Here is a 26,624-nt window from a genome sequence, read left to right on the forward strand (position 1 = left end):
GCACATGCGTATCGCTCAGCTCGCTCCCCTGGCCGAAAGCGTTCCTCCGAAGCTCTACGGCGGCACCGAGCGGGTAGTAGCCTGGCTGGTGGATGAGCTGGTGCAGCTCGGCCACGACGTCACGCTGTTTGCGAGCGGCGATTCCCGGACGGCCGGCAGACTCTATCCGGTTTGGTCCCGTGCGTTGCGTCTCGGGCGGAAGGGCGCCGATCCGAGTGCAGCTTGCGCGATGCTGCTGGAAGCGATCGCGAAGCGAGCGAGGGATTTCGATGTGATCCACGCGCATATCGATTGGCTGCATCTGCCGTTGCTCAGTCGCCTGGGCGTGCCGTTCCTGACGACCATGCACGGCCGCCTCGACTTGCCTGGGTTGCCCGACGTGGTTCGGCAATTCCCCGAAGCAGCGCTCGTGTCGATTTCCGACCGTCAGCGCCTGCCGCTTCAAAATGCGAAATGGATTAGAACGATCCAGCACGGGATGCCGTCCGACCTGCTTCGCCCATGCTACGAGCAGGGATCCTACCTTGCATTTCTTGGCCGCCTGACGAAAGACAAAGGTCCGGAGGATGCCATCCGCATCGCGCATCAAACCCGTATGCCCCTGCGCATCGCCGCGAAGATCCCGCGCGCCGAGACCGCCTATTTCAAGAAACATGTCGAGCCCCATATTGACGACGAGAAGATCAAGCTTGTCGGCGAAGTCGATGATGACAGAAAACAGCAGTTCCTTGGTCGAGCCGCCGCTCTGTTGTTCCCGATCGATTGGCCGGAGCCCTTCGGGCTGGTCATGATCGAAGCAATGGCCTGCGGAACTCCCGTGATCGCCTACCGCTCAGGCGCCGTCCCTGAGGTCATCGAGCACGGCCTGACTGGTTTCATCGTCGAGAACGAGGAGCAAGCCGTTCAGGCGGTCGGCGAGGTGGGCAAGTTGGATCGAAGGCAGGTGCGCGCACGGTTCGAGGAGCGTTTCTCGGCGCGCCGAATGGCGCGAGAGTACGAAGGCGAGTACAGCAAGCTGGTTGCCGCCGCGGCTTGAGAATTCGATAGGCGCGACGGGCTCCGGTTGACGCGCGTCTCGCCTGCTGCCCCGGGGCGTTACTTCGCGATAGGCGTCACGAGCTCCTTGTCTGCTGTATCCACGACGAAGACGGCCAGCAGCTTCGCAGGCTCGGAATCGCTGGCATTCGCGCTTATGGCGTGGCGGTCGCCGGGTTTCTCGAAAAAATTCGCTCCCTTGCGATAGACCTTCGCGGGCTCGTCATTGACTTGACTGCGGATTGCTCCTTCCAGGATGGTCGCATAGATAAACGCGGAGCGCGGGTGCATGTGCGCCGGTGAGGAGCCTCCCGGACCATATTCGACCAGCACGCCCTTCATGCTCTTGCCGGGGACGTTGGGCAGGGCCTGGTCGAACACCACGGTTACTTTGGCCAATGGTGCTGCCGTCTCGGCTGCATGGGCCGTCAGGAAAGACGCGGCGTAAACCGCCGTTGCGATCAGCAATCTGCGCATGGGATTCCCTTCATTGTCATTTCCGTCGTGATTGAGGCTGACGGAGCTTCAGAGACTCGCGAGCCATGTTGCGAGCGGTGTTTTCCCGAGCCGCGCCTCGCCAAGCGGATTCAGCGATGTGTCGTCAATGAGAGCGCCGTAATAGGGCGCCTTTGGGTCTCCCACCACAGGTCGGACATCGCCGGACGCCTTCAGGCGCCGCGCGATGAATTCATTGAAGGGGGCCTTCTCGGGTCCAGCAATGTCGATCGTGCCGTTGAGCGGCCGGCCCGTTGCGATCTCCGCGAGACAATCGACCACATCGTCGGACGCGATCGGTTGAAACTGCGCCGATGGAACGACAATCCTGCCGCCCGTCACAGCCGTTTCGGCAATGGCGCCGAGGAATTCAAAGAACTGGGTGGCGCGCACGATCGAGTAGGGGACCGAAGAGGATTTGATGACGGTCTCCTGGGCGAGCTTGGCACGGAAATAGGCGTTGTCGGGCGACCGCTCGGTGCCGACGATGGAGAGCGCCACATGATGTTTCACGGCCGCTGCGGCTTCTGCCGCGACGAGATTCTTGCTCGAACGCTGGAAGAAATCGAGCACGGCGGTCGGCTCCCAGGACGGCGCGTTGGCGACGTCGACGACAACATCGGCGCCGGCCAGCACCGCAGCGAGACCTTCCCCGGTCACGGCGTTCACGCCTGATCTTGGCGAGGCTGCCACCGCCTCGTGGCCCTGCTGCTTGAGCTTCGCCACCAGTTTAGATCCGATCAATCCGGTCCCGCCGATCACGACGATCTTCATGGCACGTCTCCTCGGTGTTTCGGAGCGCGGGAAAAGGCCAATTCCTGCTCTCGCGCTTACGTGCATCACGATCCAACGCCTGTTCTATCGGGAGCAATCGGCAGGCCCTTGCCTGGAACGCGCCTGACTTGCCGAAAAATGCTCCAGAGAGATCGTTACGATACGACACAATTCGTCTGGGAGCATTCCCTTAAATCTCGGAGATCAGTGGCCGCTCAGCACCAGCGTCTTCACTGGCAACAGCAGCGCTTGAATGCGCAACAGAAGGGCATGTACAAGCCCCGTGGCATCGACGACATGCAGAGCAGATCCCTTGAGCGCGCCGGTCTTTGGGTCTGCAATCGCATCGTGGTTGCTCGTATAGGCATTGACGATGCAGGTCGAGCCTGGCGTGACGCCCTCGAGCCCGCCCTTATAGAGCGGTTCCAAAAATGCCAGGATCGTGCCCGGCTGCCGAAGATTTTGCGGATCGATGAGCTGTTCGCCCGAGCGGAATTGACCGGCGGCGATATAGTCCTGAACGCCCGTGATGACGAGCGGAATGATGACCCAGGGCTTCGAGATGCAAGTCGCTTCTGCGAGCATGCCGGGTCGTATGACCTGGGCTTCAATCTGGCCGAAGCCAGCCTGCAATACGCGCCGGCCCGCGCCCTCTGGGATCAAGAGGCCGGCGGGCCGCATCATCTGATTGACGACATCGCCAGTGCGCAGAAGGAATTGCTCCACTCGCCCATCGACCCCCGCCCGAATGGAAGTCTTGTCGAGGTCCACCTGCGCCTCTGCCATCGCGGCCTCTGCGCTCGCCTTCTCAGCCGGCAGAAGCGTTGAGATCCGCAGCGCCGAAGCCTCCCTGGCGGCACTGGCGGAATCGATGCCCGCCTGCCGCTGATCGACGGCGACCTGGAGTTTCTCGATGTCACGCTGCGGCACGATCCCAGGATTGCGCCGCTGCAATTCGCTCTTGGTGTCGAGCTCGTCCCTCGCTTGCTGCCAGGCCGCCCTCGCTTCTGCGATCTGGGCTTCCGCCTTGACCACATCGGCCCGCGCGCTGATCAGCGAGGCATCGATCTCGGCGACCTTTCGTTTTGTCGTCTCGAGCGCCGCCTGCTGCTTGGCGCTGTCCAGCCGGAAGAGGACGTCGCCCTTCTTCACAGGCGCGCTGTAATCGACGTTCACTTCGGCGACGCGGCCGGCCACTTCGGGCAGGATCGGCACGGTGCGGAAGTAGAGCGCCGCGGACGTGGTCGAGGGATGATAGTAGAAGATCATGGTGATCAGCGCGACGGTCAGCATCAGGCAGCCGGTAATGCCCCACCTCAGCTCAAACCAGACCGAGTAGAGGGTGATCTCCTTGCCGAACCGCTTACCTTGCCGATAGCGCCGATAGAGGTAGTCCGGAAGGATCGTCACGAGCGAGCAGAGCAGGAGCTCAAGCATGACCTTGGACTCCCTCGTTCGACGCACTCTTCGTGCCGGAATTGCCGGTCAGCTCGGTTTCGGATGCTGATTGCGACGTCTGCGGCGCTGCATCGGCGATCCGCTCCACCGAGCCGGCGATGGTGCGCAGCGGCGTCGAGAAGTCCGGCAGGTCGATCATCGCGAGCAGGAGGCCCGCGATCCAGAAGATGTGCATGTGCGTGAACAGCGAGATGAGGCCGAGAACGGCGACGATCTCGAATTGCAGCTTCTGCGATCGGTGCGCCATGCGCTCCGGAAGGCTGTGCAGCTTCCAATAGAGCGTGCCCACCCACAACACGACGCGATGAGGAAGATGGCCATGACGACCATCAGGGCGTCCGATCCATCAGGTCCAGGCACGAAGAATGGCAGATGATGAGGCGCTGCCGGATGCATTTGTTCGCTCAAGCTCGTCCCCCTGCCAGAAGAAGCCTGAGAGCCCAGAGCGAGGCTCGTACTTTGCCCAGCATTGTTTCCCAAGACGGGAACTGGAGCAAGGATCGTGTCGAGACTGCCGTTGCGTTCGGTGTGTACTAGATCGCCGCGTCCAACGAAATGTTCCTGAGACGGCCGCTGTCGGACAAGGACAAATGTGCCGTGTTGGCACCCTTGGCGATCGTCACAGATTGCTCCTGTTTTGCCCGACGTGTCAAAGAGTTTTGGCGAGTGCAAAAACTATTAGGGAAGACAACCCTTTGGCTACTGTGCATGGGGTTGTTTTCGCGAGTTTTGATAAAAGGGGCTATTCGCCGCCTTTGCGGGGCGCCTCACGCCCCGCAGATGATCACGCCGTGCCAGCCGAGCCCACGATAGGTCTCATAGCCCGGGGTGGCATGGAAGGCGACCAGCGCGCCGGTGCGGTCGTGGTAGAAGCCGGAGCGCTGGCCGTTCAGCGCGATCGAGATGCGCTCGCTGAGGATGCCCTGGCCGTCGGAGGCGGCAATCACGCGAAGGTTCGAATCGACCAGCAGTACGCGGGCCTTGTCGCTGTCGCCGACGCGCACGCCCTGGACGATGGCGCGGGCCTGCGCCTCCCAGTCGAAATGAATGGCGAGCACGCCGATCGGCACCCCGTTGGCCTGGCCGCCGCTGCGGACGCTGGCGCAATAGGTCGCGACCTGGGCGTTGCCGAGCAGCGGCTGGTTCTCGACGTCACCGGCAACATAGTCGTCGCCGGAGCGCAAGGATTGCGCCTCGCGAAACCATTTGGTGTGGGCGACGTTCTGGCCGACGACGCGAAAGCGGTCGGCGCGGCCATTGGCGATGACGTTGCCGTCGAGATCGCAAAGCCAGAGGTCGAGGTAGACGGTGTAGGCCCCGAGGATCACGCCGAGGCGCTGCGAGGCGTGGTTTACAGCCGCCGCGGCCGGCGAGGCCGCGCAATCGACCACGGCGGAGTCGGTCGCCCACCAACGCACGTCGCAGGTGCGCTCATAGAGGTTGCGGTCGATCAGCTCGATAGCGTTGAGCGACAGATCGACCATGCGCTCGCCGCGCGAGCGCTGGCTCATGCGGTCGATCGAGGCGACGAGGTCGCCGGTTCGTTTGGTCAGCTGTGTCTCGAGCTCGCGGGCGATGGTCTCGACCTGCTGGCCGACGCCACGTACCTCCTGCGCCACGACCGCAAAGCCCGCGCCCTGCGCGCCGGCGCGCGAGCTCTCGATCAGGGCGTTCAGCGCGAGCATCTTCATCTGATTGGTGATCTGCTGGATCGCCTTGGTCTTGTCGACCGCGATCTGGTTGACCTCCGCGGTCAGGCGGTTGATCAGCGCGGAGATGTCGGAATCATCATCAGCGGGTTCGGTGGCGGTGATCGGCTTGGCTTTCAGACCCAGCGCAGCAGACATCGGGGAGCTTCCCTTGGCAATGAGGTCTGACCTGCAATGAACCCGGAACAAAGATACAGATCGAACGGAAAGCTTTTTCGAGGATTCCACCTAACGCCCGCTTAATTTGCGGTTCCGTGGAATGCCCAAATGATAGTCAGTTCCGCGCCGCTAAAAGGCAATCCACCGCTTTGTGCGGCGCAGGCATTGCATATCTAGGGCGATTCCGGGCCAATCGTCCCTGCCGACAAATCTGCTGCCACCCGTCCGGGCTCCTCAATCAATCAACATTCATGACCCCGCCCGCAACTGCCTTGCCTGTCGAAGCGCCCCAGGCGTTCCTGGGGGTGACGCGCTCGCTCACCGACAAGCTCTGGCGTGACCGGCTCGACGCGCGCGGCGCGGCCAAGGCGCTTGCGATCGTGCAACGTCACCAATTGCCGGAATTGCTGGCGCGGGTGCTGGCCGGCCGCGGCGTCGATATCGACACCGTGCCGGACTTCCTCGATCCGACCATCCGAAAACTGCTGCCGGACCCGTTCACGGTGACGGAGATGGAAGCTGCCGCGCAGCGGATCGCGGATGCCGCGGGGAAGGGCGAAAGGGTCGCGATCTTCGGCGATTACGACGTCGACGGCGCCACTTCGGCGGCGCTGCTGGCCTGGCATCTGCGCCATTGCGGGCTCGATCCGCTGATCCACATTCCGGACCGGATCTTTGAGGGGTACGGCCCCAACATCGAAGCGGTGCGCGCGCTGGCGGCAAAGGGCGCCACGCTGCTCGTCACCGTCGATTGTGGCACCACCAGTATCGAGCCCTTGGCCGAGGCGAAGCGCCTCGGCATGTCCGTTGTCGTGATCGACCACCACCAATGCGGCCTCGATCTCCCCGAGGTCGATGCGCTGGTCAATCCGAACCGCCCCGACGATCTCTCGGGCCTCGGACATCTCGCCGCCGTCGGCCTCGTGCTGGTGACGCTGGTTGCCGTCAATCGCGAGCTGCGCCAGCGCGGTTTCTGGGGCGCCGAGATGCCCGAGCCCGATCTGCTCGGCATGCTGCATCACGTCGCACTCGGCACCGTCGCCGACGTTGCGCCGCTGATCGGCCTCAACCGCGCCTTCGTTGCAAAAGGGCTGATCGCGATGCGGCGGCGCGACCATGTCGGTCATACCGCGCTGATGGACGTGGCGCGGCTTAACGGCCCGCCGGAGGCCTGGCATCTCGGCTTCATGCTGGGGCCGCGCGTCAATGCCGGCGGTCGGATCGGTCGGGCCGATCTCGGCGTGCGCCTTTTGCTCGAAGGTGACAGCGTCGAGGCCGCACGCATCGCCGCCGAGCTCGACCGCCTCAACAGTGAGCGCCGCGTCATCGAGCAGGCGGCCGAAGCGCAGGCGGAAGCCGAGGCGCTTGCCTCGATCGGCCTGGAAGACAAGCTCGGCGTCATCGTCACGGCCTCCGAAGGCTGGCATCCCGGCGTCGTCGGCCTCGTCGCCTCACGCCTGAAGGAGAAGTTTTCCCGGCCTGCTTTTGCCATCGCGCTCGAGCCCGGCGGCATCGGCACCGGCTCGGGCCGCTCGATCGCCGGCGTCGATCTCGGCAAGGCGGTGCGGCAAGCGGTTACTGACGGCATTCTGCTCAAGGGCGGCGGCCACGCGATGGCTGCGGGTGTCACGCTGCGCAAGGAGAAGCTCGCCGAATTCCGTGCCTATCTGGAGAGCGCGCTGGCGCGCGACGTCGCGGAGGCGCGGCACGTCAACGAGCTCTATGTCGACGGCGCAGTCTCCGCGCGCGCAGTGACGCCGGAGCTTGCGACGACTCTCAATCGCGCCGGCCCGTTCGGCAGCGGCAATCCGGAAGTCGTGCTGGCCCTGCCGGCGCATCAGCTCGTCTATGCCGATGAGGTCGGCCAGGCGCACTTGAGGCTGCGCTTCAAGTCCGGTGACGGCGCCATCGTCAACGGCATCGCGTTCCGTTCGGTCGGCCAGAAGCTCGGCAATGCGCTGCTCGCCAACCGTGGTCAGCAATTGCATGTCGCGGGATCTTTGTCGGTCGATCGCTACCAGGGCGTCGAGCGTGTGCAATTCCGCGTCGTCGACGTCGCGCTACCGGACCAGGGGCCATCCGTGATTAGATAGCGCGCGAGCCGGACCCGAAGGGCCTCGTGAGCGCACAGTGCGACGCGGTTTTCGGCAAGATCATGCGAAAAAATAGATCGCTCAAACAACAAAAAAGGGAGTGAACATGGCAGGGCAGGTTGAGGGCAAGGTCGCGCTGGTGACGGGCGGCGCCTCCGGCATTGGCGAGGCCATCGTCGAGCTGTTCGCGCGCGAGGGCGCCACCGTCATTGCGACAGACATCGACGAGCTGCGCGGCCCAGAGCTTGCCAACCGGATTACAAGGGCCGGCGGCAAGGCGATCTTCCTGGCGCAGGATGTCACCAGCGAGGAACGCTGGATCGAGGTCGTCGCCGAGGTCGCAAAGCGCTACGGCCGGCTGGACATCATGGTCTCCAATGCCGGCATCGGCATCTCCGTGCCCTCGATCGTCGACATGACGCTGGCCGACTGGCGCAAGCAGAACGCCATCAACCTCGATGGCGTGTTCCTCTCTGTTAAGCGTTGCCTGCCCTTGATGCGCAAGACCGGCGGCGGCTCGATCGTGATGATGTCGTCACTGGCGGGCCTGCGCGGTGCCCCCGGGCTGTCGGCCTATTCGGCCACCAAGGGCGGAGTGCGGCTGTTTGCGAAATCAATCGCGATGGAATGCGCGGCCGCTGGCGACGGCATCCGCGTCAACTCGGTGCATCCCGGCATCATCGACACGCCGATCTGGGGCAAGATCCCGACCGGCGCGACCGGTGCCGGCCAGAACGCGCCGATCGATCCAGAAGAGCGCGCCAAGGTCGTCACGCCGCTCGGCCGTGCCGGCCAGGCTGCGGAGATCGCTTCTGGCGTGCTGTATCTGGCCTCCGATGCCTCGCGCTACGTCACCGGCAGCGAACTCGTCATCGACGGCGGCATGAATGCCGGCGGCGTGCCGCGGCGCGCATGAGCCGCGCAGGGCAGGGCGGCGCCGGCAGGGGCTGACGCGCAGGCGCAGCCCCTGTACAACGCGCCAGCTCCGACCGACATAGGTGTCCTTCCATGGCGCATAGTCTTCACGCTTCCTCTCCCGCGCCCCATCGTTCGAACCGGCCGGACCTCGCCACCGAGGCGATCCGCACCGCGCGCGAGGATCTTGCCGCCTGCTTCCGCATGGCCGCGCGCAACGGTTTTGAGGAAGGCATCTGCAATCATTTCTCGGCCGTGGTGCCGGGACATGACGATCTCTTCCTGGTCAATCCGTACGGCTACGCCTTCCGCGAGCTGACCGCGTCAAAGCTGCTATCTGCGACTTCCACGGTAACGTGCTCGACGGCGAGGGCGTGCCCGAGGCGACGGCCTTCTACATCCATGCCGAGATGCACAAGCGCCTGCCGCGCGCCAAGGTCGCTTTCCACACCCACATGCCCTATGCGACGGCGCTCTCTATGACCGAGGGCGAGCCCCTGATCTGGGCCGGCCAGACTGCGTTGAAATTCTACGGCCGCACCGCGGTGGACCGCGACTATAACGGCCTTGCCCTCGACAACCGCGAGGGCGCGCGCATCGCCTCCGCCGTCGGCGATGCGGATATCGTCTTCATGAAGCACCACGGCGTGATGGTACTGGCCCCGACCATCGCCGAGGCCTGGGACGATCTCTATTACCTCGAACGCGCAGCCGAGGTGCAGGTGCTGGCGATGTCGACCGGACGAAAGGTGCTGCCGGTCGATCCGGCTGTTGCCGCCGAAACCTACAGGCAGATGCGCGAAGGCGATTCCGAATCCGCGCGGCTGCATCTCGCCGCGATCCGCCGCCAGCTCGACGCGGAAGAACCGCAGTATAGGCACTGAGCCGCTTACAATCCCTGCCGCAGTCTCGCCAGCACCTTCAGCCCGCCATAGCCGTCCGCCGGCGTGATCCCTGCGCGCTGCTGAAAATCCTTGACCGCCTTCATCGTGTCGTTGCCGACGCGGCCGTCGGTGCCGCCGGTATCGAAGCCGGCCTTGGTCAGGCGCGTCTGCATCTCCTGCACCTCGGCAAGCGTCAGCGCGCGCTCGGAGCCGGGGAAGGGCTGGATGAAGGGGGGCGCGCCCAGGCAGCGGTCGCCGAGGTGGCAGATCGCCAGCGCATAGTTCATGGAAGGGTTGTAGCTCTTCACCGAGTAGAAATTCGGTCCGAGCAGGAAGCTCGGCCCGCCCGTAACGGGCGTCCACAGCTGCGCCGACGCATTCGGTTGCGGGAATGGCTGGCCGTCGGCGCGGGTGACACCGGCCGCTTGCCAAGCCGCATAGGTGCGGCTGCCGCTGATGTTGCCGGGCGCGCGCACTTCGTAGCCCCAATGCTCGCCGCGATGCCACTTGCCGCGATTGACGAGATATTTTGCGGTCGAGCCCAGCGCGTCATCGGGCTTGCCGAAGGGCGAGACCTTGCCGTCGCCGTCATAGTCGATGCCGACATTGAGCCAGACTTCCGGCATCCATTGCGAATGGCCCATCGCACCGGCCCAGGATCCCTGCATCTGCTCCGGCGTGCTCCAGCCCTTGTCGACGATGCGCAGTGCGTTGATCAGCTCGGTCTCCCAATAGGCCTTGCGCCGCGGTTCGTTCCAGGCGAGCGCGGCGAGTGAGGGAAACACCGGGGTCATATGGTTCTGCTGCACCAGGGGATCGCCATAGGCGGACTCGACGCCCCACAGCGCCAGCAGCGTGCCGCGCTCGACGCCGAAATCGCGCTCGATGCGCGCGAACAGCGCTTCGTTGTTTTTCAGCGCGATCTTTCCGTTGATGATGCGCCAGTCCGAGACGCGGCGGTTGATGTATTGCCAGACCTGCTCGTGGAATTCCGGCTGGTTGCGCATCTGCTTGAACACGCTCATGTCCGGCTCGAGCCGCGCCATCGCGCGCTGCCAGGTCGCTGCCGAAATGCCCTTGGCCAATGCGCGCGCGCGAAAGGCTTCGCGCCATTCATCGAAGCCTGGGGGCGCGGCGAGGGCGCGTTTTGGGAATGCAAGCAACGCCGCTGCACCGAACGTCGATTGCAGCAGGGCGCGGCGAGTTGGATAGGATGAGGAATCAGCGTGCGTCATGGGCACATTCTAGCCTGAAACATGGCGTGCGTGAGTCGGTTCCGGGAACAGATGCTGCGGCTGATCTTGCGCGGCAGGATCAATCGTTCCGTCGGAACAAATCGTCGCAGCCTCGCATTCCCCTTGCGACAACGAGGAGGAGAAGATGAGGAAATATCTGTTTGCCGCCGCCATGGCCACCGCCATCGCGGCGCCCGCATTCGCGGACGAGGTCGGCGTTCACGTCGGGCCGGCCGGCGCCGGCGTGACGGTTGGTCAGTCCCCTGAATATCGCGAGCGCGACCGAGATCGCGACCGCACCACGGTCATCAAAGAGCGTGAGCCCGCCGACCGCACCACGGTGATCAAGAAGGAAGATGAATTCGGCAATCGCGAGAAGACTGTCATTCATCACGACAACGATTGACGGAGCATGGGCCTCGGCCTGCGGCCGGGGCCCGCACTCGGCGAATAGAATCGGGGTGGAATGAAGATACACGCACACGCGGAAAGCCATGTCGTCGAACTCGACGACGGATCGCAATGGCAGATCTTTCCCGGCGATCTTGCGACTACGCTGAGCTGGAAGCCCGAAACCGATCTGCACCTGGAGCCGAGCCGCGACCGGGTGAGTTCGCATGTGCTGGTCAATGCCGCGGACCGAACCCGCGTGCGGGTGATTGCCGCAGGCGAGACTTGGCCCGACGGCGAGGTCAAGAACGCGTTGAAGGGCGGCTAATCCTCCTGCAGCTCGGCCGCGACCCCGGCGAGCCAGCGCCGGATCGTCGTTTCCGTCTTGCTGTCCAAACCCAGAGCGAGGCGCTTCTCCAATTCGAGCACACGTTGCCGGCACGCCTTTAGCAGCGTCGCGCCCCGCGGCGTCAGCGTCCATTGCTGAATGCGGCCATGGACCGGATGCGGCGTCATTGCGATGGCGCCGTCGCGTTCGAGGTTGCGGATGATGACGCCGACCGTCTGGGGGGTCAGAAAGGTGAGGCGGGCGACGTCGGCGCCGGACAGGCCGGGATAGGCGTTGAGCATGGTCAGCACCGCGAATTGCGGCGAGGTCACGCCGAGATCGGCGAGGGTGCGCTCCATTTTCAGCCGCACCGCGGCGTGGGCCTGGCGCAGCAGATAGCCGAGATAGCCTTGCTCGCCGCGCTTGCCTTCGCCGGGAGCGGGTACACGCACGGCGACGTCGCCGGCGGGCGCCGTGCGCGCGGTTTTCGATCTTGTGATGGCAGCGGTCTTGTGTGACATATAAGAGCTCTTATAAGATATAAGCACGCTTACAATAATACGAGGTGAACGGCAATGTCACAGGCCCGCAGCGAATACGAGGATTTCAAGCGCCTCGCGCCCGATGTCTATGATCTGGTGCTGGCGCTGGGTCAGCTTGCAACCAAGGCCGGTCTCGACAAGCAGCTCATCGAACTCGTCAAGCTGCGCGCCTCGCAGATCAACGGCTGTGCCTTCTGCGTGCAGCATCACGTCCTTCTGTCGGAACGGATCGGGGTTTCCACCGACAAGCTCCATCTGGTCGCGGTCTGGCGCGAGGCGCCGATCTTTTCCGCGCGCGAGCGCGCGGCGCTGGCCTGGACGGAGGCCTTGACGATGCTTCCCGGTGGCGTCAGCGAGGAGGTCTATTCGGAGGCAAAGCGCGAGTTCTCCGAAACCGAGCTGACCTACCTGACCTCGGCGGTTGCCTCGATCAACGTCTGGAATCGGTTTGGTGCGGCGTATCGCTGGACGCCGGCCAAGCGGCCTGTGGCCACGAATGCCGCGGCATCCTGATCGCAGCGCGGGGAGGTCAGCATGACAGCAATGAGTTTGGCCGCTGCGCAGCGCCCGATAGCATCTCGTTCAATGGCGATCGCCGCCCTCGGCGGGCTCGCCTGCGCAGTCGCAATCGGCAAGGCGCTGCCGGTGACGATCGACACTGTGGCAGGCGCACTGGCGCCGCTCTGCGCCACGGCTGCGGACGGTTCGCCGCTCGACAAGGTCGAGCCGATCGGGTCCTACGCGCTGCCGAACGTCCCGGGCAAGCGCGTCACCATCGTGCGTGTGTCCTACGGTCCGGGCGGGTTTTCGCGGCCGCATCGTCACGCGGGCTCTGTGACGGCCTACATCACCAAGGGCGAGATCCGCTCGCAACTCGGCGGCGGCCCGATCGAGACGTTCGGCGTCGGCGAGTCCTTCTTCGAGCCGCCGGCCTCGACACATCTCGTCTCCGCCAATGCCAGTACAACAGAGCCGGCGGAATTGATCGCGGTGTTCGTGGCGGATGAGGGCGCGCAGTTGACGACGTTCTTGGAGTAGCTGGCACTCCTAGCCCGCGACCGCATTTGTTCAGGTTGGCTGCGATCGCCTCAACCGTTTCCACAGGGGTGAGAGACCGTATTCGACTGCCGGAATCGCAAGTGCGCCGACAAGCAGTCCGAGTACGCCTGAGATGGCTGCTTCGACCGACCATTCGATGATGCCGGCAACGGATGGAAGGACATGTGCGGCAGCCTCGGTTGCGACATGGATCGTGCGGCCGACCTCGGGTGGGCCATATTTCTCAATGCCGTGCAGGATGATGCCGCCGCCGACCCAGATCATGGCGGCGGTGCCGATGGTGCTTAGCACCGCCAGGAAGGTGGGCATACCGCGGACGAGCGCGCGTCCAAGTAAGCGGATCGCGCCGCCAGTGACGGAGGCGCTGTCATAGCGGGCAAGGGCCATGCCGACATCGTCCGCCTTCACGATCAGGGCTACCACACCGTAGACCCCGGCAGTGATACAGACGCCAACCAGCGCAAGCACCAGCGCCTGCGTCCAGATGCTCCCCGCCGGGAGGGCTGCCAGCGTGATCGCCATGATCTCCGCCGACAGGATGAAATCTGTCTTGATGGCGCTCGCGACCTTCTCGTCCTCGACCGACCGGGCATTCAGCGCAATCGGCTGGAGCTGAGCCTCGTGGTGGCGCGCATGATGCGGCATCATGGCCTCGAGCACCTTCTCGGCACCCTCGTAGCAGAGAAAGGCTCCGCCCAGCATGAGCAGCGGCGTGACCGCGGCAGGAAGGAAATAGCCAAGCAGCAGGGCAAGGGGAAGCAGAAGCAGCAACTTATTGCGTAGCGATCCGACCGCAATCTTAGCGACGATCGGCAGTTCGCGTTTCGAGGCAAAACCGGTGACGAAGTTAGGCGTGACCGCCGCGTCATCGATGACCACGCCAGCCGCCTTTGTGCCCGCTTTGGCAGCCTGACTCGCCACATCGTCGAGCGAGGCTGCTGCCGCCTTTGCAATCGCCGCGATATCGTCGAGAAGACCGATCAGTCCGACACTCATAAACCCTTTCCCTTCTTCGTTCGAGCCGGCGGTGTGCGCGACGACACGCTCTTGCTCCGCCTGGGCTTGGAACGAGCAAGTCCTCAATTCTCCTCGCCGCTCGAGCCCTCGCGCAGGTCCTGCTTGATCACATCTTCCGGCAGCGCGTGTGCCACGGGCTGCGGAGTGCCTGCGACCTCCGGGCCGATCTCGCGGCCGCGGGCGCGGATCAGGCGCTCATAGGCCGAGACCAGCGTGACGTAGGGACTGACCCAGATCCAACCGTCGCGGGTGAACACCTGCACGTCGAAATGCAAATGCATCGAGGTGCCGGCGGGATGGTCGAGATAGTTCGAGATCACCCCGATCTTCTCGCCTTCGGTGACGATGCGGCCATTGAGCACGCCATCGGCGTTCAGCGCCTGCGGGTTCATGTGCATGTAGCGGAAGCGGATGTGCTCGGTGCGGCTGTTGACTTGCAGCGTCACAGCCTGGTCCTTGGCAGAGCGGATCACGATCGCGTCGCGGACGGCGACGACACCGCGCCGCTTGGGATCGCAGGGCTCGCGGCCGTCGCCGGGCGGCGGGCAATCGGCGGCGCGAATATCCTCGCCCTGGTGACCATATCCGCCGGCGCACTGCCAGACCTCGAAACTGCGGGACTCGCAGAAATTGTCGCGCCAGGGATAGGCGGTCGGGCTGTCGCTCCTGTCACGCCTGCCATGGGATTGCGAGCGCACGAAGGCCGGCGCCTTTTCGAGCGGAAAGCGGATCTGTGCATAGGCCATCACGTCGGGATGGCCGCCTTGCTTGCGATAGCCCGTATTCGGGATGATATCGCCGCTCGGTCGATAGCTGAAATCTGCCGAGCGTCCGGCCGGACGATCGAGGACGTTAGAGGCAACGTCCATCAGAGGCCGCATCCGTTGCCCGCCCGCGATCCGGAGCGCCTTCAGGAAGCGTTCTGCGACCGGATAGGCTTCCTTGCAGGCGAGCCGCCGCGGCTTGGCGATGCTGTCAAGGCACTGGATCGACACCACATAGGCAACGCCGAAACGGGTGAAGGCATAGCGCAGATAGCCTTCCCGGATGAACCTGCGCAGGTCTGGATAGGTTGCTGCGAGGGGTTTGACCGGCTCGCCCTTGCCGCCAGAGGGATCGGCGATGTCATAGACGAGCGCCGAGCCCGTGATCTGCACCTCAACCGGCCTTGCGTACACCCGGCTCGGCATGCCGTCGCCGGCGCCAGGCTCGAACGAGAACGTCGCGCTGTAGCCGGCGGGGCCGGCGTCGAACATGTCGACGGGATTGAATTCAGCCTGGTAGCGCGACAGCGCGAGCATAGCCGGCGCGCCGTTGCGCTGCGCCTCGAGATACGCGGCGGCGTCGAACGGTAGCAGCACCGGCACGGGGCTGCGGGCGATGCCAGTGAAGAATTGCGAGGAGACCGCGTTGAGCTGAACCAACGCGGGTATTGCGCGCGGATCATGGCGCGGCACCGAACGGCGGGGCGCGACAATGAAATCGTCCGCGACCCGCGGACGACTATTGATCTCGGCGCGGAACTGGTCGAGCGCTGCGCGCCAATCGACGCGCAGGGCCGTGAGCGAGGGGCTGCGAAATTCTTCCGCAGCAAGCGGGGTGGCAATGAGGAGCGAAAGCGACGCCAGGAGTTGCGAGACGAAGCGGAAAGCTTTCCCAACCACTGTCTCGCCCCCCGGCGGCACCTGTTGCGATCGCTCTGTTCCCCGTTAGTCCTTGGCGCGTTCGGCGTAGGAGCCGTCTTCGGTCATCACCACGACGCGGGTGCCGACGGTGATGTGCGGCGGCACGGTGGTGCGCACGCCGTTGGAGAGCACCGCGGGCTTGTAGGAGGAGGAGGCAGTCTGGCCCTTGGTCACCGGCTCGGTCTCGACCACTTCCAGCGTCACGCGCTGCGGCAGCGCGATCGAGACCGGGTTGGTGTCGTGCATGGACAGCTTGACCGTCATGCTCTCCTGAAGATAGGCAGCAGCGTCGCCGACGACATCCTTGGAGACCTGGACCTGGTCGTAAGTCTCCGGGTTCATGAAATGGTAGCCGTCACCGTCCTCATAGAGGTAGGTGTAGTTGCGCTCTTCGATCGTGGCCTTTTCGACCTGGTCGGTCGTCTTGTAGCGTTCGGAGATCTTTACCCCGTCCGAGATTCGGCGCATTTCGATCTGGCTGACCGGGGTGCCCTTGCCGGGATGGATGTTCTCGGCGCTGACGACGACATAAAGCTTGCCGTCTTGCTCGATCACGTTGCCCTTGCGAATAGAACTGGCGATGACTCTCAAAGCTGTATTTCCTGCTTGCTTGGCCCGGCACCGGCCAGGACGTGGTCGAATGGATGGGGGACTTGGGGCCTCAAATCGGACCTCGGCGCCCGTTTCGGGCCGCAACATACTGATTTTGCCGTTGGATGCCAGCATTTTGCTGTTCCGAGGGGCAATCGGCTAATGGCTGGGGACAAGCCGATTTCGCCGTTCTGGTCGCCCGGGCGGCACCGCGACCGGCAGCCTTTCCTCCAGGCCAGGGGGGCCATTACCGCGGCTCTCCGGGGATTTTTCGCCGAGCAGGGCTTCGTCGAGGTCGAAACCTCCGTCCTCCAGATCTCGCCCGGCAATGAGACCCATCTGCACGCGCCCCGGACCGAGATCATGCGGCCGGACGGCAGCCGCGCGAGCCGTTACCTGCGAACCTCGCCGGAATTCGCCTGCAAGAAGCTGCTGGCGGCGGGCGAGACGCGGATTTTCGAGTTTGCCCGTGTGTTCCGAGACCGCGAGCGCGGCGACCTGCACCTGCCCGAATTCACCATGCTGGAATGGTACCGCTCAGGCGCCCCCTATGACGCCATCATGGCGGACACCGTCGTCGTCATTGCCCGTGCGGCGCGGGCGACCGGCATCGGAACCTTCTCGTTCCGAGGCCGGACCGCCGATCCCTTCGCCGAGCCAGAGGTTGTGACGGTCGCGGGGGCGTTCGAGCGGTTCGCCGGCATCGACCTGCTGTCGACAATCTCGGGCGGCGAGGGTAACCGTGCCGCGCTCGCCGAGGCGGCCGGTGCCAAGGTCCGTGTGGCCGAGGACGACACCTGGTCGGACATCTTCAGCAAGGTTCTGGTTGAACATGTCGAGCCGCATCTGGGGCAGGGCCGTTTGACGATTCTGTTCGAATACCCATCTCCAGAGGCGGCGCTGGCGCGGGTGAAGATTGATGATCCGCGGCTTGCGGAACGGTTCGAGGTCTATGCCTGCGGCGTCGAGCTTGCCAACGGCTTTGGCGAACTCACCGACGCCGAGGAGCAGCGCAAGCGCTTCGCGGAATCGATGACGGAGAAGCAGCGCCGCTACGGAGAGGCCTATCCGCTGGATGAGGACTTTCTGACCGCGGTCGCTGCGATGCCGGAGGCGAGCGGCGTCGCGCTCGGCTTCGACCGGCTGGTCATGCTGGCGAGCGGCGCATCGCGAATTGATCAGGTGGTGTGGACACCGCCTGCGGGTGAGGCATGACGAAGACCAATCTTGCACGCACTTTGCGCGAGCCGGCTGAGCTCGTCGCCGAAGGCCTGGCGCCCGCAGCGACGCTGCCGGCGCTGGAGCGCGTTGCCGCGCGCTATGCGGTGGCGATTACGCCGGCGCTGGTCGAGCTGATTGACACCGCCGATCCCGCCGATCCCATCGCACGGCAGTTCGTTCCGACCGCGGCCGAACTGGACGCACAGCCGGGCGAGAGCGCCGATCCGATCGGCGATCATCCGCACTCGCCGGTTCCCGGAATCGTGCACCGCTATCCGGATCGCGTGCTGTTCAAGTTGGTTCACGTCTGTGCGGTCTATTGCCGCTTCTGCTTCCGCCGGGAGATGGTCGGGCCAGGTAAGGAAAACGCACTCTCGGACAGCGCCTATCGCGCAGCGATCGACTACATCCGCGCGCATGGCGAGATCTGGGAAGTCATCCTCACCGGCGGCGATCCGCTGATGCTGTCGCCACGTCGCATGAGCGAGATCATGGCCGATCTGGCGGGAATCGATCACGTCAGGATCATCCGTCTTCACACCCGCGTGCCCGTGGCCGATCCCGCGCGCATCAGCGAGGAGATGGTCGCCGCGCTCAAGGTCGAGGGAGCGACCACCTGGGTCGCGTTGCACGCCAACCATGCGCGGGAACTGACCGGAACGGCGCGCGCCGCCTGCGCGCGGCTCGTCGATGCCGGCATTCCCATGGTGAGCCAGTCCGTGCTTTTGCGCGGCGTCAACGACGACGTCGCTGCTCTATCGGATTTGATGCGAGCTTTCGTCGAATGCCGGATCAAACCCTATTACCTGCATCATGGCGATCTCGCGCCGGGCACTGCGCATCTGCGAACCACGCTGGCGCAGGGGCAGGAGTTGATGCGGCAGTTGCGTGGGCGGGTGTCAGGGCTGTGTCAGCCTGATTATGTCGTCGATATTCCCGGCGGCGCCGGCAAGTCGCCGGTCGGGCCGAATTATGTGGTGGTGGCACAAAATACCGCAGGCGATGCGGGTGAAGCGGGAGCCGAAACGCGCTATCGTATCATGGACTATTGCGGCGACGTTCATCTCTATCCGCCGGAAACATGAGCGGTGCTGGAGCGTGCGTCGGTTTGAGAATGGAGAAGCGGACATGAAAAAGATCATGGTGGCAGCATCGCTCGTGGTCTTGCTCGGTGGCGCGGCGGTTGCACAGACCGGCGGCTCCAAGGGCTCGACATCGGGCGGCGCCACCTCTGGAACGGTGTTGCCGGCACCCGTCGGTCACCGCCAGCCGCGCGCGGCTGACGTGCCGAGCGAAAAAAATCTGAGCGACGCCAATGATCCTTTGAGCAAGGAAAACCAGGCGCTCGACAAGAAGATCAAGAGCATCTGCCGGGGCTGCTAGGAACCGCACCTCTCCCCGGCGGGGAGAGGTGAAGAATTGAGCCCCCGACTGACACTTCGCCTCGTCACGTCCTAAGCCGATCGCTCGTGCAGACCAGCGCGCTGGGTGTTGCGGCGGATCTCGACTGCATCGGCGAGCTGCTCAAGCACGGCGGCCGTGGTCGTCCAGTCAATGCAGCCGTCGGTGATGCTCTGTCCATAGGTAAGCGGCTTGCCGGGCACCACATCCTGACGGCCGGCGACCAGATTGCTCTCGATCATCACGCCCATGATGCGGTTCTCGCCGCTTGAGATCTGGCCGGCAATATCGGTCATCACCAGCGGCTGGTTCTCCGGCTTTTTGCTCGAATTGGCGTGGCTTGCATCGATCATCACGAGCGGCGCAACGCCGGACTTGGTCAGCTCGTTGCAGGTGGCCGCGACGCTTGCCGCGTCATAGTTCGGCTTGCTGCCGCCGCGCAGGATGATGTGGCAGTCCTCGTTGCCCGCGGTCGAGGCGATCGCCGAGCGGCCGAGCTTGGTCACCGCCATGAAATGATGCGGATGCGAGGCCGACTTCACCGCGTCCGCGGCGATCCGCACGTTGCCGTCGGTGCCGTTCTTGAAGCCGACTGGGCAGGACAGCCCCGACGCCAGTTCGCGATGGATCTGGCTCTCGGTCGTACGCGCGCCGATCGCAGCCCATGACACCAGGTCGGCGATGTATTGCGGCGTCGTCATGTCCAGGAATTCGGTGCCGGCGGGCAGGCCGAGATTGTTCACCGCCGACAGCACGTTGCGCGCCAGACGCAGGCCCTTGTTGATGTCGAAGCTGCCGTCGAGATCGGGATCGTTGATCAGGCCCTTCCAGCCGACCGTGGTGCGCGGCTTCTCGAAATAGACCCGCATCACAATCTCGAGCTGGTCGGCGAGGTCTTCGCGTACGCGTACGAGGCGCTCGGCGTAGTCGAGCGCGGCCCTGGGATCATGCACTGAGCACGGGCCAACCACGACCAGCAGGCGGTCGTCTTGGCCGTTGAGGATCGCATGGATGGCATTGCGCGCTGCCATCACCACGCGCGTCGCGGTGAGCGTGCGCGGGACCTCCCGCATCACCTCTTCCGGCGTGTTCAGCTCTTTCAGTTCGCGGATACGAAGATCGTCGGTCGTGCTCAGCACGGCGGGCTCCTGTCTGTTAAGAACCTGCCGGCCAATAAAAAAGCCGCCAGGTCTGGCGGCTTGTTCGGACGTTTGCTGCAATGTGTCAGATTGAGCGCGATCCTCCCGCCGCCAGCGAGCTGTCGTAGCTAAAGTACCAAAAATAGCTGGTGGCGACGGTGATCATGGCAGGCCATATAGCGCGGCGCTGGCGGGTTGTCACCCCCAAAACAGAACACGGCGCAACGAGCGTGTCAGGTGTTGCTCTTGCGTGCCGCCAGGGCCATGCCGATCAGGGTGGCGCCGCCGAACAGCAGGTTGATACCGACCAGGACGCCGATCGCCCATTCCGCCGAGCTTGGCAGTCCGGCGATCACCATAAAGGAGATCGCGATGTCGACGAGGCCCGAGATCAGGAGCCATGACCAGCGGCTGCTTAGCTCGCGACGGTGCTCCAGTGCGTACATGATGGTGGTGACGCCTTCGGCGAGAAAATAGGCACCGAGCACGATGGTCAGCGTCAGCACCGCTTGGATCGGCCGCGCCAGCAGAATTCCGCCGGCGAGCACCGCCAGCGCGGCCGAGATCAGCGACCACCAGAACCCCGGCGTGCTGCGCGCCCAGTAGGTCGCGATCAATCCGCCGATGCCGCTGATCAGGAACATCCAGCCGAGGAAGATCGCGGTCGCAAGGCTCGCGAGGGGCGGCAGGATCAGCGCGGCAATGCCGAGAACGGCGAGGAGGATGCCTTCGAACAGAAAGGCCTTCCAATGCGCCTTCACCGTTTGGCTCATCGCCGATTGCATCCGTGAAAACTCCTCGGGCGATGTCATCGGCAGGCTCCGGGACGAGAGGGCTGGGCTCAATCTACTAGGTGCATGTCGCGCTGGCCATCCCGCGAGGGTTATCCCCCGCCGGGCGCCGAGGAAAAACCTTCGGCGCTGGTGCGGATGCGGTTGCGGCCGAGAATGTAGATCGCGGTCGTGACAATCAGAAGTGCAAGACCGAGCAGGATCGAGGTGAGGCCGATCGGGATCAGCGCCAGCGTCAGATTGCGCTCGGGATTGATCAGCCAGTGATGGAGCGAGGTCAGCACGAAGGCGAGGCCCAGGAAGCCGACGCCGCCGCCGGCAAGCAGCAGCGCCCACATCCGGCGCAGCTGGCTGAGCCGCTCGCGGGCGACGTCGGTCCGGGGCGCGTGATGGCGCGCGACCCGCCGGACCAGGCGGATGGCGAACGCGATCGAGCTGAAGCCGATCAACAGGCTCGCCGCGCCCAGCCACATCCGCAGCGTCGGGTCCAGATCCGGCATGCGCTGGAGAGTCAGCAGCGGAAAATCGAACGCCGAATGCAGCGCGAGTGGGCCGGCGAAGATCAGCAGGCGGCTGGACAGGCGGGCCCAGTCGCGATGGTGGCGGTTGGCTCCGAGCGCTGTGCCGGCGCGGGCAATGGTGAGGTAGGCGCCCGCGATGATGCCAAGCGCGCCGTGGAACGGCACCGTCAGCACGCTGCGCAGGGCGGCCAGCGAGCGCCACATCTCGGCATGCTGCACGAGATACGCAAGGTTCTCGTAAGCGGCAAAGCCGAGGCCGACTGCGGCACCATAGACCACGGTGTCCATCGGATTGGCGAAGGTCCGCCGCTTGGTCGAGGAGACCAGCACGATGGCGATCACCTTGACGGCTTCCTCCGGCAGCGCGACACCGAAGACCGAATGCATGGCGAGCGCCGCCCAGGGATCGTCGGGCGCTGCGACCATCCTGGCGAAGGGCGCGCGGGCGAGGCCCAGCAGCGAGATGCTGGCCGCCCCGAGCAGGAAGGCGGTCCAGACCTGGGCGGGCGGGCCCGGGCGCTCCTCGGCGGCGATGACAAGCCACAGCATCAGCAGCGCAGGCGCGACGGCGGCAGTTCCGATGACAGTGGGTAGCGCTTCAATCAGGTACATCGGCGCCGAAAATAGGTTCCCTTGATGAGCTTATCTACATTCACCGGTGCGACCATGTGTCATGCGCTCGCTGTCGGCTCGCTTAACGAGCGCGACAGCCAGCGTTCATCAGGGCGCCCAACGCCAAATGTGAGCATCATCGATTGCATGGCAAAGCCAGCTCGTCACCTGTCGCAGCGCGCCCCGTCGTCGGATCTGATTGATAAATCAGATCAAGCGAATGGGTGGGTTTGTTCGCTCAATGGGTGGTGAACGGCGATGGCCCGCTGGGGGCGATATCGAAGGCTCCGAGATGGAATTCCGCGCCAACGGAATCGTCCGGCTCGGCTGGTTGCGCCAGCAGCGTGAAGGCGGCCTGCGGGTATTGCTTCCAGATTTCGAGATCGCCGGCGGTGATGGTGAGCCAGCCGAAGGTATACATGTAGCGTCCGGGCTCGGTGACCCGGCCAACCCTGTCCCAAGTGATCTTATCAACTGTGACTTTATCAATCGTGATCTTGTCGACTGCCATTCGGTCCCCCGATCGCAAGTCTGCAAATGTGACATCCGGATCCGCAAAAACTGATCCCGCAATGGGGCCGCGATAGGGCAGCGATCTGCCCGGCTTCTCAGGCCGACTGGAGCATGGGCGTGCGGACAATCAGCCGGACGAGGTCGTCCCGGGACTGCTTCTCGGCGAACTTGACCGCAAAGCCGTGGTGGAATTTGCGGATCACGCGCCCGACGCAGGCGCCGACCGCAAGCGGGGTTCCAATCGGCGGGTCGTATTCGCAGGAGATCGCGACGCCTGCGGTGGAGACGTCGATGATGAAGCACGAATGGGTGCTGCCGTTGGCAAGCGTCAGGAACGTGTGCGGGACTTGCGGAACGAAACGCGCGTCTTGCCGCAGCTCCTGGACGCTGGCGTCCTTCTGTTTTTTCTCGAGCCAGGTTAGCTTTTCGGACATCCAGGCGCGCCGCGCCCGCGTCATCTCGAGCTCCATCAGGAAGCCCGACTTCAGCGTCGCGCTGATCGTGCACTGGAATTCGCCGAAATCCTGGAAGTAGGAGGTCAAGCGCTCGCCGACTTTTCCGACCACCGGTACGTCGACGATCATGCGGAAGGGCGAGACGCGCTTAGTGCGGCAGGCGAAGCTGCGCAGCTTGCCTTCGCAATCATACCAGCGCGGCAGCGAGTAGCTGCCGTTCAAGGTGACTTCCACTGCACGCTGCCTCAGGAACTCTGCAACAGACATGAACGCCAACCGGGGTTTCAGGGTGATTTCCGTAGTTCGACGGTAATGGCCAAATTCTAAGCAAACGATACCGTCGCGCAGGAGCAGGGGTAAATTTCCGGTAAATGCGCGGATCGGTCGGACATTGGGCTGATGACGTGCAGGCGGCGTGCCATCAGGCGCGCCTTGCCCCGAAATGGCAGGCTGAAGAGGCGGGAGCTCGATAGAGCGTGGCGCTCCCTAGCGGAATCGAACCGCTCTCTCCACCGTGAAAGGGTGGCGTCCTAACCGATAGACGAAGGGAGCAAACGCAGGGCCCCGCCGCTTTCCGCGGCACGGCCGCTGGCCGGCCGAACAGTGCCCGGCGGCTTGCAGCGCGCGAACGTATAGTGGCCTTTGCGCTCCCGGGCAAGCCGTTCGGGAACGCTCTTTTGCTCCCGGTGGATAGCGCCGAGCCGGGATGATCAGGGGGCGAATTCAACGGTTTCTTAGGGTTCCCTGAGTAGCGCTGGAGTGGGAGATTTTTCCGATGCCACCGCCCAAGAAGCGCTCAGAGCGCAAGCTGCTGTCGCGGCACGCCTGGATCACGCTCGACGGCGGATTCGCGGCGCGGCATTGCCTGGTCCAGGACATCTCGGATACGGGCGCAAAGATCACGATGGACGAGGATGCGAGCCAGCTTCCCGGGGTGATCCGGATGGCCTTCGCGCGCGATGCGCGGACCGGGCGAAGCTGCCAGGTGGTCTGGCGCCGCGGCAAGTCGGCCGGCATCAAATTCCTCTGACATCGCTGCGCGCCGATCCGGTGGCGCGCACGGCCCGTCCGGGCTACAAGGCGGCCATGCGCATGCCGCTCCTCATCCTGATCTCGTTTGCTGCCGTATCCGCGAACGCAGCGGAGAGCCTGCGCCTGCCTCCCGCCGAGCGGCCGCAGGCGGGCAAGGAGACCGGCAAGATCCTGCCGCTGAAGGGCACGGACGGTGCAGGAAAGGCCGGCTCCTGCGCCTCCTATGGCCCGCGCTTCGTCATGGTCGAGGGCACCGGGACCTGCGTGAAGGTCGGCGGCTCGGTCAGCGTCGACACCAGCATCCGGCGCTAAAGGCCCATGTCGGCGGACCTGTTGCGGCTCGATATCCTCGTCCCCGTGCTGATGTACTGCGCGCTGCTGTGGTGGGTCGGCCGTGGCCTCAGCTGGACCGCACGGCTCGCCACCGCGGCGGTGACGCTGATGCTGATCATCTGCGTGCTGCTGGTCGAGCGCGGCTGGCTCTAGGGCCCAACAAAATATGCGAAAACAACCCCATGCACAGTAGCCATCAAGTGCTGCCGTGACGCCTGGCGCTTGCGCCGCGACGACGATTCCTCGCGCGATCATCGCAACTTACGCCGCGTCAGCGGTCACGACATCGGCGGTGCGACGAATTGCGCGAATCCGGGCCGCTTGCCGAGCTCGGCGAGCCAGCGCGTGAGGTGCGGCTGGGCCGGACGGCTGATGCCTTCGACTCCGAGCCACCGCCGCGCATAGGACCCGATCGCGATGTCGGCGAGCGTGAACGCATCACCCTCGATGAAACGGCGCGAGGCGAGCAGGCCGTCGGCGATGGCCCAAACCTCGGCAGCGGCATCGGCATCGCGCTGCACCTGGAGCACGTCGCGCTCGGCGGGCGCGGTGCGAACGATGCCCCAGAACACCGGGCGATCGACCGGCTGCACCGTCGACAGCGTCCAGTCGAGCCAACGGTCGACCGAGGCGCGCAGCTTCGGCGGCTCCGGGTAGATCGGCGTGCTGCGCCCATGCGCGAGGCAGAGATAGCGCATGATCGAATTGGACTCCCACAGCGCGAAATCGCCCTCGACCAGCGTCGGAATCCGCGCATTGGGATTCATCGCCAGATACCCGGCCTCGCGGGTCTTGCCGTATTGCATGCCGGCATCGATGCGCTCGTAGGGCAGGCCGAGCTCGGTGAGGCACCACAGCACCTTCTGCACGTTGACCGAGTTGGCGCGGCCCCAAATCGTCAGTTTGGTGTCAGGCATGAGGCGTCTCCCGCGGCGTTGTCGTTTGCGCGCGTGATAGCGGAATTCGCCTCATCGAGCGATGCGCGATTGCGCCGAGCCCATCATGCAAAAAGCTCCGCCCGGGGCGGAGCCTTCATTGCAAATTCAACGCGACGCTCAGCGGCCGAAGAACAGCCACAACAGAATGATCACCGGAATCGGCACGCCAAGCATCCACAGCAACAGCCCTCTCGCCATCGCATCCTCCTCCAATCGGCTTCGTTGGGAAGAGAACGACGGGCGAGAGGGCTTGTTCCTGCTGGGTCTTACCAATGACCGGTATTCGGCATCGATGCCCAAGGCTCCTGCGGCGGCTTCGGTTCGCCCTTCTGCAACAGCTCGATCGAGTGCAGGTCGGGCGAGCGGACGAAGGCCATGTTGCCGTCGCGCGGCGGCCGGTTGATGGTGACGCCGGCCTTCATCAGGTTCTCGCAGGTGGCGTAGATGTCGTCGACCTCATAAGCGAGATGGCCGAAGAAGCGATCCTCGCCGTACTTCTCCTCGTCCCAATTCCAGGTGAGCTCGACCAGCGGCGCGCCGCGCGTTTGCGGCTGCTTCTTCAGGCCTTCAAGATCGTCCGCCGAGCACAGGAACACCAGCGTGAAGCGCCCCTTGTCGTTCTCGATCCGCCGCACCTCCTTCAAGCCAAGCGCATCCTGGTAAAACTTGAGCGCGACATCGAGATTGCGCACGCGCAGCATGGTGTGGAGGTATCGCATGGTTGTTGCTCCCTGGACGTATGGAGGGTCTTGCTATGGGCCGGGACGGCGGGGCTAGGAGATAGCAGGAAAAGGGGAGGAGGGGCAGGGGGCGGGCGCACGTGTGCGTGAGCGGAATACAGCTGGTGAACTACACCAACCAACGTGAACCGAAGGGGGCGATCGGGATCGCTTGTTGTAGTTCGCCTTCGATCTCCTGTAGCCCGCTGGCCAAGACCTTCGGACACGCCCGTCAGAGTCGAGCCGAAGTTCTACGCTGACGTGGAGTATCGCGACATCACATCCGAAGGGTTGTTGCGCGCCAGCTCATTCGAGGGGCTGAGCAAAGGAACGCGCCGTTCCTATCTGCGTTTTAGCTTCCACAGTGTAAGTAGAGTACCGGCCGTGAAACCGGATCGCGTGAGGGTAGCCGTCAAACAGGCCCAGGTTATTCTGGCAAGTTATGTCGAGCCGGGGTCGTGCGACGGCAATAAGACAATTAGTCGTCCGTGAAGAACCCTGAATTCAGGCTGGATTGATTTGGGGTCGGGCGAAGAGGATGGCCAGGATTTGCCACAACGAGAGCCTGAGCCAGCAGATG

29 protein-coding genes, 1 tRNA gene and 2 pseudogenes are annotated in these 26,624 nt (G+C 64.3%); 14 read left to right on the forward strand and 18 right to left on the reverse strand.

All coding sequences use genetic code 11. The features are described 5' to 3' along the window. Positions 1–4: 4 nt before the first annotated feature. Entirely contained in the window at positions 5–1,036 is a 1,032-nt protein-coding gene (locus tag IVA91_RS07825; protein WP_247417555.1) for a glycosyltransferase family 4 protein, read from the forward strand. 59 nt (positions 1,037–1,095) lie between these two features. On the opposite strand, the gene IVA91_RS07830 is transcribed toward IVA91_RS07825, so the two are convergent. The 5 genes and pseudogenes from IVA91_RS07830 to IVA91_RS07850 form a co-directional block, all read right to left on the reverse strand. Next, complete coding sequence (locus tag IVA91_RS07830) at positions 1,096–1,512, reverse strand: cupin domain-containing protein (RefSeq protein WP_247417552.1); 417 nt, start codon at positions 1,510–1,512, stop codon at positions 1,096–1,098. Between the two features lie 48 nt (positions 1,513–1,560). After that, positions 1,561–2,304, reverse strand: coding sequence for an SDR family oxidoreductase (locus IVA91_RS07835; RefSeq protein WP_247280979.1), 744 nt, complete (start codon positions 2,302–2,304; stop codon positions 1,561–1,563). Between the two features lie 204 nt (positions 2,305–2,508). Further along, positions 2,509–3,741, reverse strand: a complete 1,233-nt coding sequence (locus tag IVA91_RS07840) for a biotin/lipoyl-binding protein (RefSeq protein ID WP_247280980.1) — start codon at positions 3,739–3,741, stop codon at positions 2,509–2,511. Beyond that, positions 3,734–4,170: pseudogene (locus tag IVA91_RS07845) on the reverse strand (hypothetical protein). The gene IVA91_RS07840 and the pseudogene IVA91_RS07845 overlap by 8 nt, the downstream one beginning before the upstream one ends. 359 nt (positions 4,171–4,529) lie before the next feature. Further along, positions 4,530–5,609 carry a methyl-accepting chemotaxis protein gene (locus IVA91_RS07850; RefSeq protein ID WP_247417547.1) on the reverse strand — a complete coding sequence of 360 codons (1,080 nt, stop codon included), beginning with the start codon at positions 5,607–5,609 and terminating at the stop codon, positions 4,530–4,532. Between the two features lie 272 nt (positions 5,610–5,881). Between IVA91_RS07850 and recJ the strand changes: the two genes are divergently transcribed. The 3 genes and pseudogenes from recJ to IVA91_RS07865 all read left to right on the forward strand — a co-directional run bounded on the left by recJ (position 5,882) and on the right by IVA91_RS07865 (position 9,522). Beyond that, on the forward strand, positions 5,882–7,723 hold the full coding sequence (recJ, locus tag IVA91_RS07855) for a single-stranded-DNA-specific exonuclease RecJ (protein WP_247417546.1): 1,842 nt from the start codon (positions 5,882–5,884) through the stop codon (positions 7,721–7,723). A 106-nt stretch (positions 7,724–7,829) separates the two neighbouring features. Continuing rightward, entirely contained in the window at positions 7,830–8,639 is an 810-nt protein-coding gene (locus IVA91_RS07860; protein WP_247417543.1) for a glucose 1-dehydrogenase, read from the forward strand. A gap of 92 nt (positions 8,640–8,731) precedes the next feature. Further along, positions 8,732–9,522 (forward strand): annotated as a pseudogene (locus IVA91_RS07865) (aldolase). Positions 9,523–9,527: 5 nt separating this feature from the next. Here IVA91_RS07865 and IVA91_RS07870 read toward each other — a convergent pair. Continuing rightward, complete coding sequence (locus IVA91_RS07870; RefSeq protein WP_247417541.1) at positions 9,528–10,757, reverse strand: lytic murein transglycosylase; 1,230 nt, start codon at positions 10,755–10,757, stop codon at positions 9,528–9,530. 145 nt (positions 10,758–10,902) lie between these two features. On the opposite strand from IVA91_RS07870, the gene IVA91_RS07875 reads away from it, so the two are divergent. Together IVA91_RS07875 and IVA91_RS07880 are read left to right on the forward strand one after the other, a co-directional pair. Next, on the forward strand, positions 10,903–11,163 hold the full coding sequence (locus IVA91_RS07875; RefSeq protein ID WP_247417539.1) for a hypothetical protein: 261 nt from the start codon (positions 10,903–10,905) through the stop codon (positions 11,161–11,163). A gap of 60 nt (positions 11,164–11,223) precedes the next feature. Then, complete coding sequence (locus IVA91_RS07880) at positions 11,224–11,475, forward strand: hypothetical protein (RefSeq protein ID WP_247280988.1); 252 nt, start codon at positions 11,224–11,226, stop codon at positions 11,473–11,475. On the opposite strand, the gene IVA91_RS07885 is transcribed toward IVA91_RS07880, so the two are convergent. Next, positions 11,472–11,996, reverse strand: coding sequence for a MarR family transcriptional regulator (locus IVA91_RS07885; protein ID WP_247280989.1), 525 nt, complete (start codon positions 11,994–11,996; stop codon positions 11,472–11,474). The two genes, IVA91_RS07880 and IVA91_RS07885, sit on opposite strands and share 4 nt — an antisense overlap. 54 nt (positions 11,997–12,050) lie before the next feature. On the opposite strand from IVA91_RS07885, the gene IVA91_RS07890 reads away from it, so the two are divergent. Further along, positions 12,051–12,530 (forward strand): carboxymuconolactone decarboxylase family protein, encoded by a 480-nt coding sequence (locus tag IVA91_RS07890; RefSeq protein WP_247280990.1) that lies wholly within the window; start codon positions 12,051–12,053, stop codon positions 12,528–12,530. A 21-nt stretch (positions 12,531–12,551) separates the two neighbouring features. After that, positions 12,552–13,055, forward strand: coding sequence for a cupin domain-containing protein (locus IVA91_RS07895; protein WP_247458524.1), 504 nt, complete (start codon positions 12,552–12,554; stop codon positions 13,053–13,055). Between the two features lie 30 nt (positions 13,056–13,085). Here IVA91_RS07895 and IVA91_RS07900 read toward each other — a convergent pair whose 3' ends face one another. The 3 genes from IVA91_RS07900 to efp form a co-directional block, all read right to left on the reverse strand. After that, positions 13,086–14,072 (reverse strand): DUF808 domain-containing protein, encoded by a 987-nt coding sequence (locus IVA91_RS07900; RefSeq protein ID WP_247458525.1) that lies wholly within the window; start codon positions 14,070–14,072, stop codon positions 13,086–13,088. A gap of 83 nt (positions 14,073–14,155) precedes the next feature. After that, a complete protein-coding gene (locus IVA91_RS07905) occupies positions 14,156–15,778 on the reverse strand; it encodes a M23 family peptidase (RefSeq protein WP_247458528.1) in 1,623 nt (540 codons plus the stop codon). A 24-nt stretch (positions 15,779–15,802) separates the two neighbouring features. Continuing rightward, a complete protein-coding gene (efp, locus tag IVA91_RS07910; RefSeq protein ID WP_027572324.1) occupies positions 15,803–16,369 on the reverse strand; it encodes an elongation factor P in 567 nt (188 codons plus the stop codon). A gap of 162 nt (positions 16,370–16,531) precedes the next feature. Between efp and epmA the strand changes: the two genes are divergently transcribed. The 3 genes from epmA to IVA91_RS07925 are packed head-to-tail and all read left to right on the forward strand — an operon-like array spanning position 16,532 to position 18,973. Further along, complete coding sequence (epmA, locus tag IVA91_RS07915) at positions 16,532–17,584, forward strand: EF-P lysine aminoacylase EpmA (RefSeq protein ID WP_247417529.1); 1,053 nt, start codon at positions 16,532–16,534, stop codon at positions 17,582–17,584. Next, complete coding sequence (locus IVA91_RS07920) at positions 17,581–18,675, forward strand: lysine-2,3-aminomutase-like protein (RefSeq protein WP_247417527.1); 1,095 nt, start codon at positions 17,581–17,583, stop codon at positions 18,673–18,675. The genes epmA and IVA91_RS07920 overlap by 4 nt, the downstream gene beginning before the upstream one ends. A gap of 43 nt (positions 18,676–18,718) precedes the next feature. Further along, positions 18,719–18,973 carry a hypothetical protein gene (locus tag IVA91_RS07925; protein ID WP_247280996.1) on the forward strand — a complete coding sequence of 85 codons (255 nt, stop codon included), beginning with the start codon at positions 18,719–18,721 and terminating at the stop codon, positions 18,971–18,973. Positions 18,974–19,044: 71 nt separating this feature from the next. Here the strand turns inward: IVA91_RS07925 and IVA91_RS07930 are convergent, their stop codons facing one another. The 6 genes from IVA91_RS07930 to IVA91_RS07955 all read right to left on the reverse strand — a co-directional run bounded on the left by IVA91_RS07930 (position 19,045) and on the right by IVA91_RS07955 (position 23,574). Beyond that, positions 19,045–20,130 (reverse strand): 3-deoxy-7-phosphoheptulonate synthase, encoded by a 1,086-nt coding sequence (locus IVA91_RS07930; RefSeq protein WP_346015470.1) that lies wholly within the window; start codon positions 20,128–20,130, stop codon positions 19,045–19,047. Between the two features lie 233 nt (positions 20,131–20,363). Then, positions 20,364–20,942 carry an HdeD family acid-resistance protein gene (locus IVA91_RS07935; RefSeq protein ID WP_247417525.1) on the reverse strand — a complete coding sequence of 193 codons (579 nt, stop codon included), beginning with the start codon at positions 20,940–20,942 and terminating at the stop codon, positions 20,364–20,366. 71 nt (positions 20,943–21,013) lie between these two features. Continuing rightward, positions 21,014–22,054 (reverse strand): PrsW family glutamic-type intramembrane protease, encoded by a 1,041-nt coding sequence (locus tag IVA91_RS07940; protein ID WP_247280998.1) that lies wholly within the window; start codon positions 22,052–22,054, stop codon positions 21,014–21,016. Between the two features lie 238 nt (positions 22,055–22,292). Further along, positions 22,293–22,565: a hypothetical protein gene (locus IVA91_RS07945; protein ID WP_247280999.1), complete on the reverse strand. Its 273-nt coding sequence runs from the start codon at positions 22,563–22,565 to the stop codon at positions 22,293–22,295. A 97-nt stretch (positions 22,566–22,662) separates the two neighbouring features. After that, positions 22,663–23,289: a PilZ domain-containing protein gene (locus tag IVA91_RS07950; protein ID WP_247281000.1), complete on the reverse strand. Its 627-nt coding sequence runs from the start codon at positions 23,287–23,289 to the stop codon at positions 22,663–22,665. Positions 23,290–23,499: 210 nt separating this feature from the next. Beyond that, positions 23,500–23,574, reverse strand: a tRNA-Glu gene (locus IVA91_RS07955). A gap of 223 nt (positions 23,575–23,797) precedes the next feature. Here IVA91_RS07955 and IVA91_RS07960 point away from each other — a divergent pair. The 3 genes from IVA91_RS07960 to IVA91_RS07970 are packed head-to-tail and all read left to right on the forward strand — an operon-like array spanning position 23,798 to position 24,540. Then, entirely contained in the window at positions 23,798–24,052 is a 255-nt protein-coding gene (locus IVA91_RS07960; RefSeq protein ID WP_247417522.1) for a PilZ domain-containing protein, read from the forward strand. A gap of 56 nt (positions 24,053–24,108) precedes the next feature. After that, entirely contained in the window at positions 24,109–24,366 is a 258-nt protein-coding gene (locus tag IVA91_RS07965) for a hypothetical protein (protein ID WP_247281002.1), read from the forward strand. Positions 24,367–24,372: 6 nt separating this feature from the next. Next, positions 24,373–24,540 (forward strand): hypothetical protein, encoded by a 168-nt coding sequence (locus IVA91_RS07970; protein ID WP_247281003.1) that lies wholly within the window; start codon positions 24,373–24,375, stop codon positions 24,538–24,540. Between the two features lie 125 nt (positions 24,541–24,665). On the opposite strand, the gene IVA91_RS07975 is transcribed toward IVA91_RS07970, so the two are convergent. Together IVA91_RS07975 and IVA91_RS07980 are read right to left on the reverse strand one after the other, a co-directional pair. Continuing rightward, a complete protein-coding gene (locus tag IVA91_RS07975) occupies positions 24,666–25,304 on the reverse strand; it encodes a glutathione S-transferase (RefSeq protein ID WP_247417520.1) in 639 nt (212 codons plus the stop codon). A gap of 287 nt (positions 25,305–25,591) precedes the next feature. Next, entirely contained in the window at positions 25,592–26,044 is a 453-nt protein-coding gene (locus tag IVA91_RS07980) for a VOC family protein (RefSeq protein ID WP_247281005.1), read from the reverse strand. Positions 26,045–26,624 lie beyond the last annotated feature (580 nt).

Source organism: Bradyrhizobium sp. 153, assembly GCF_023073835.1.
Lineage (GTDB): Bacteria > Pseudomonadota > Alphaproteobacteria > Rhizobiales > Xanthobacteraceae > Bradyrhizobium.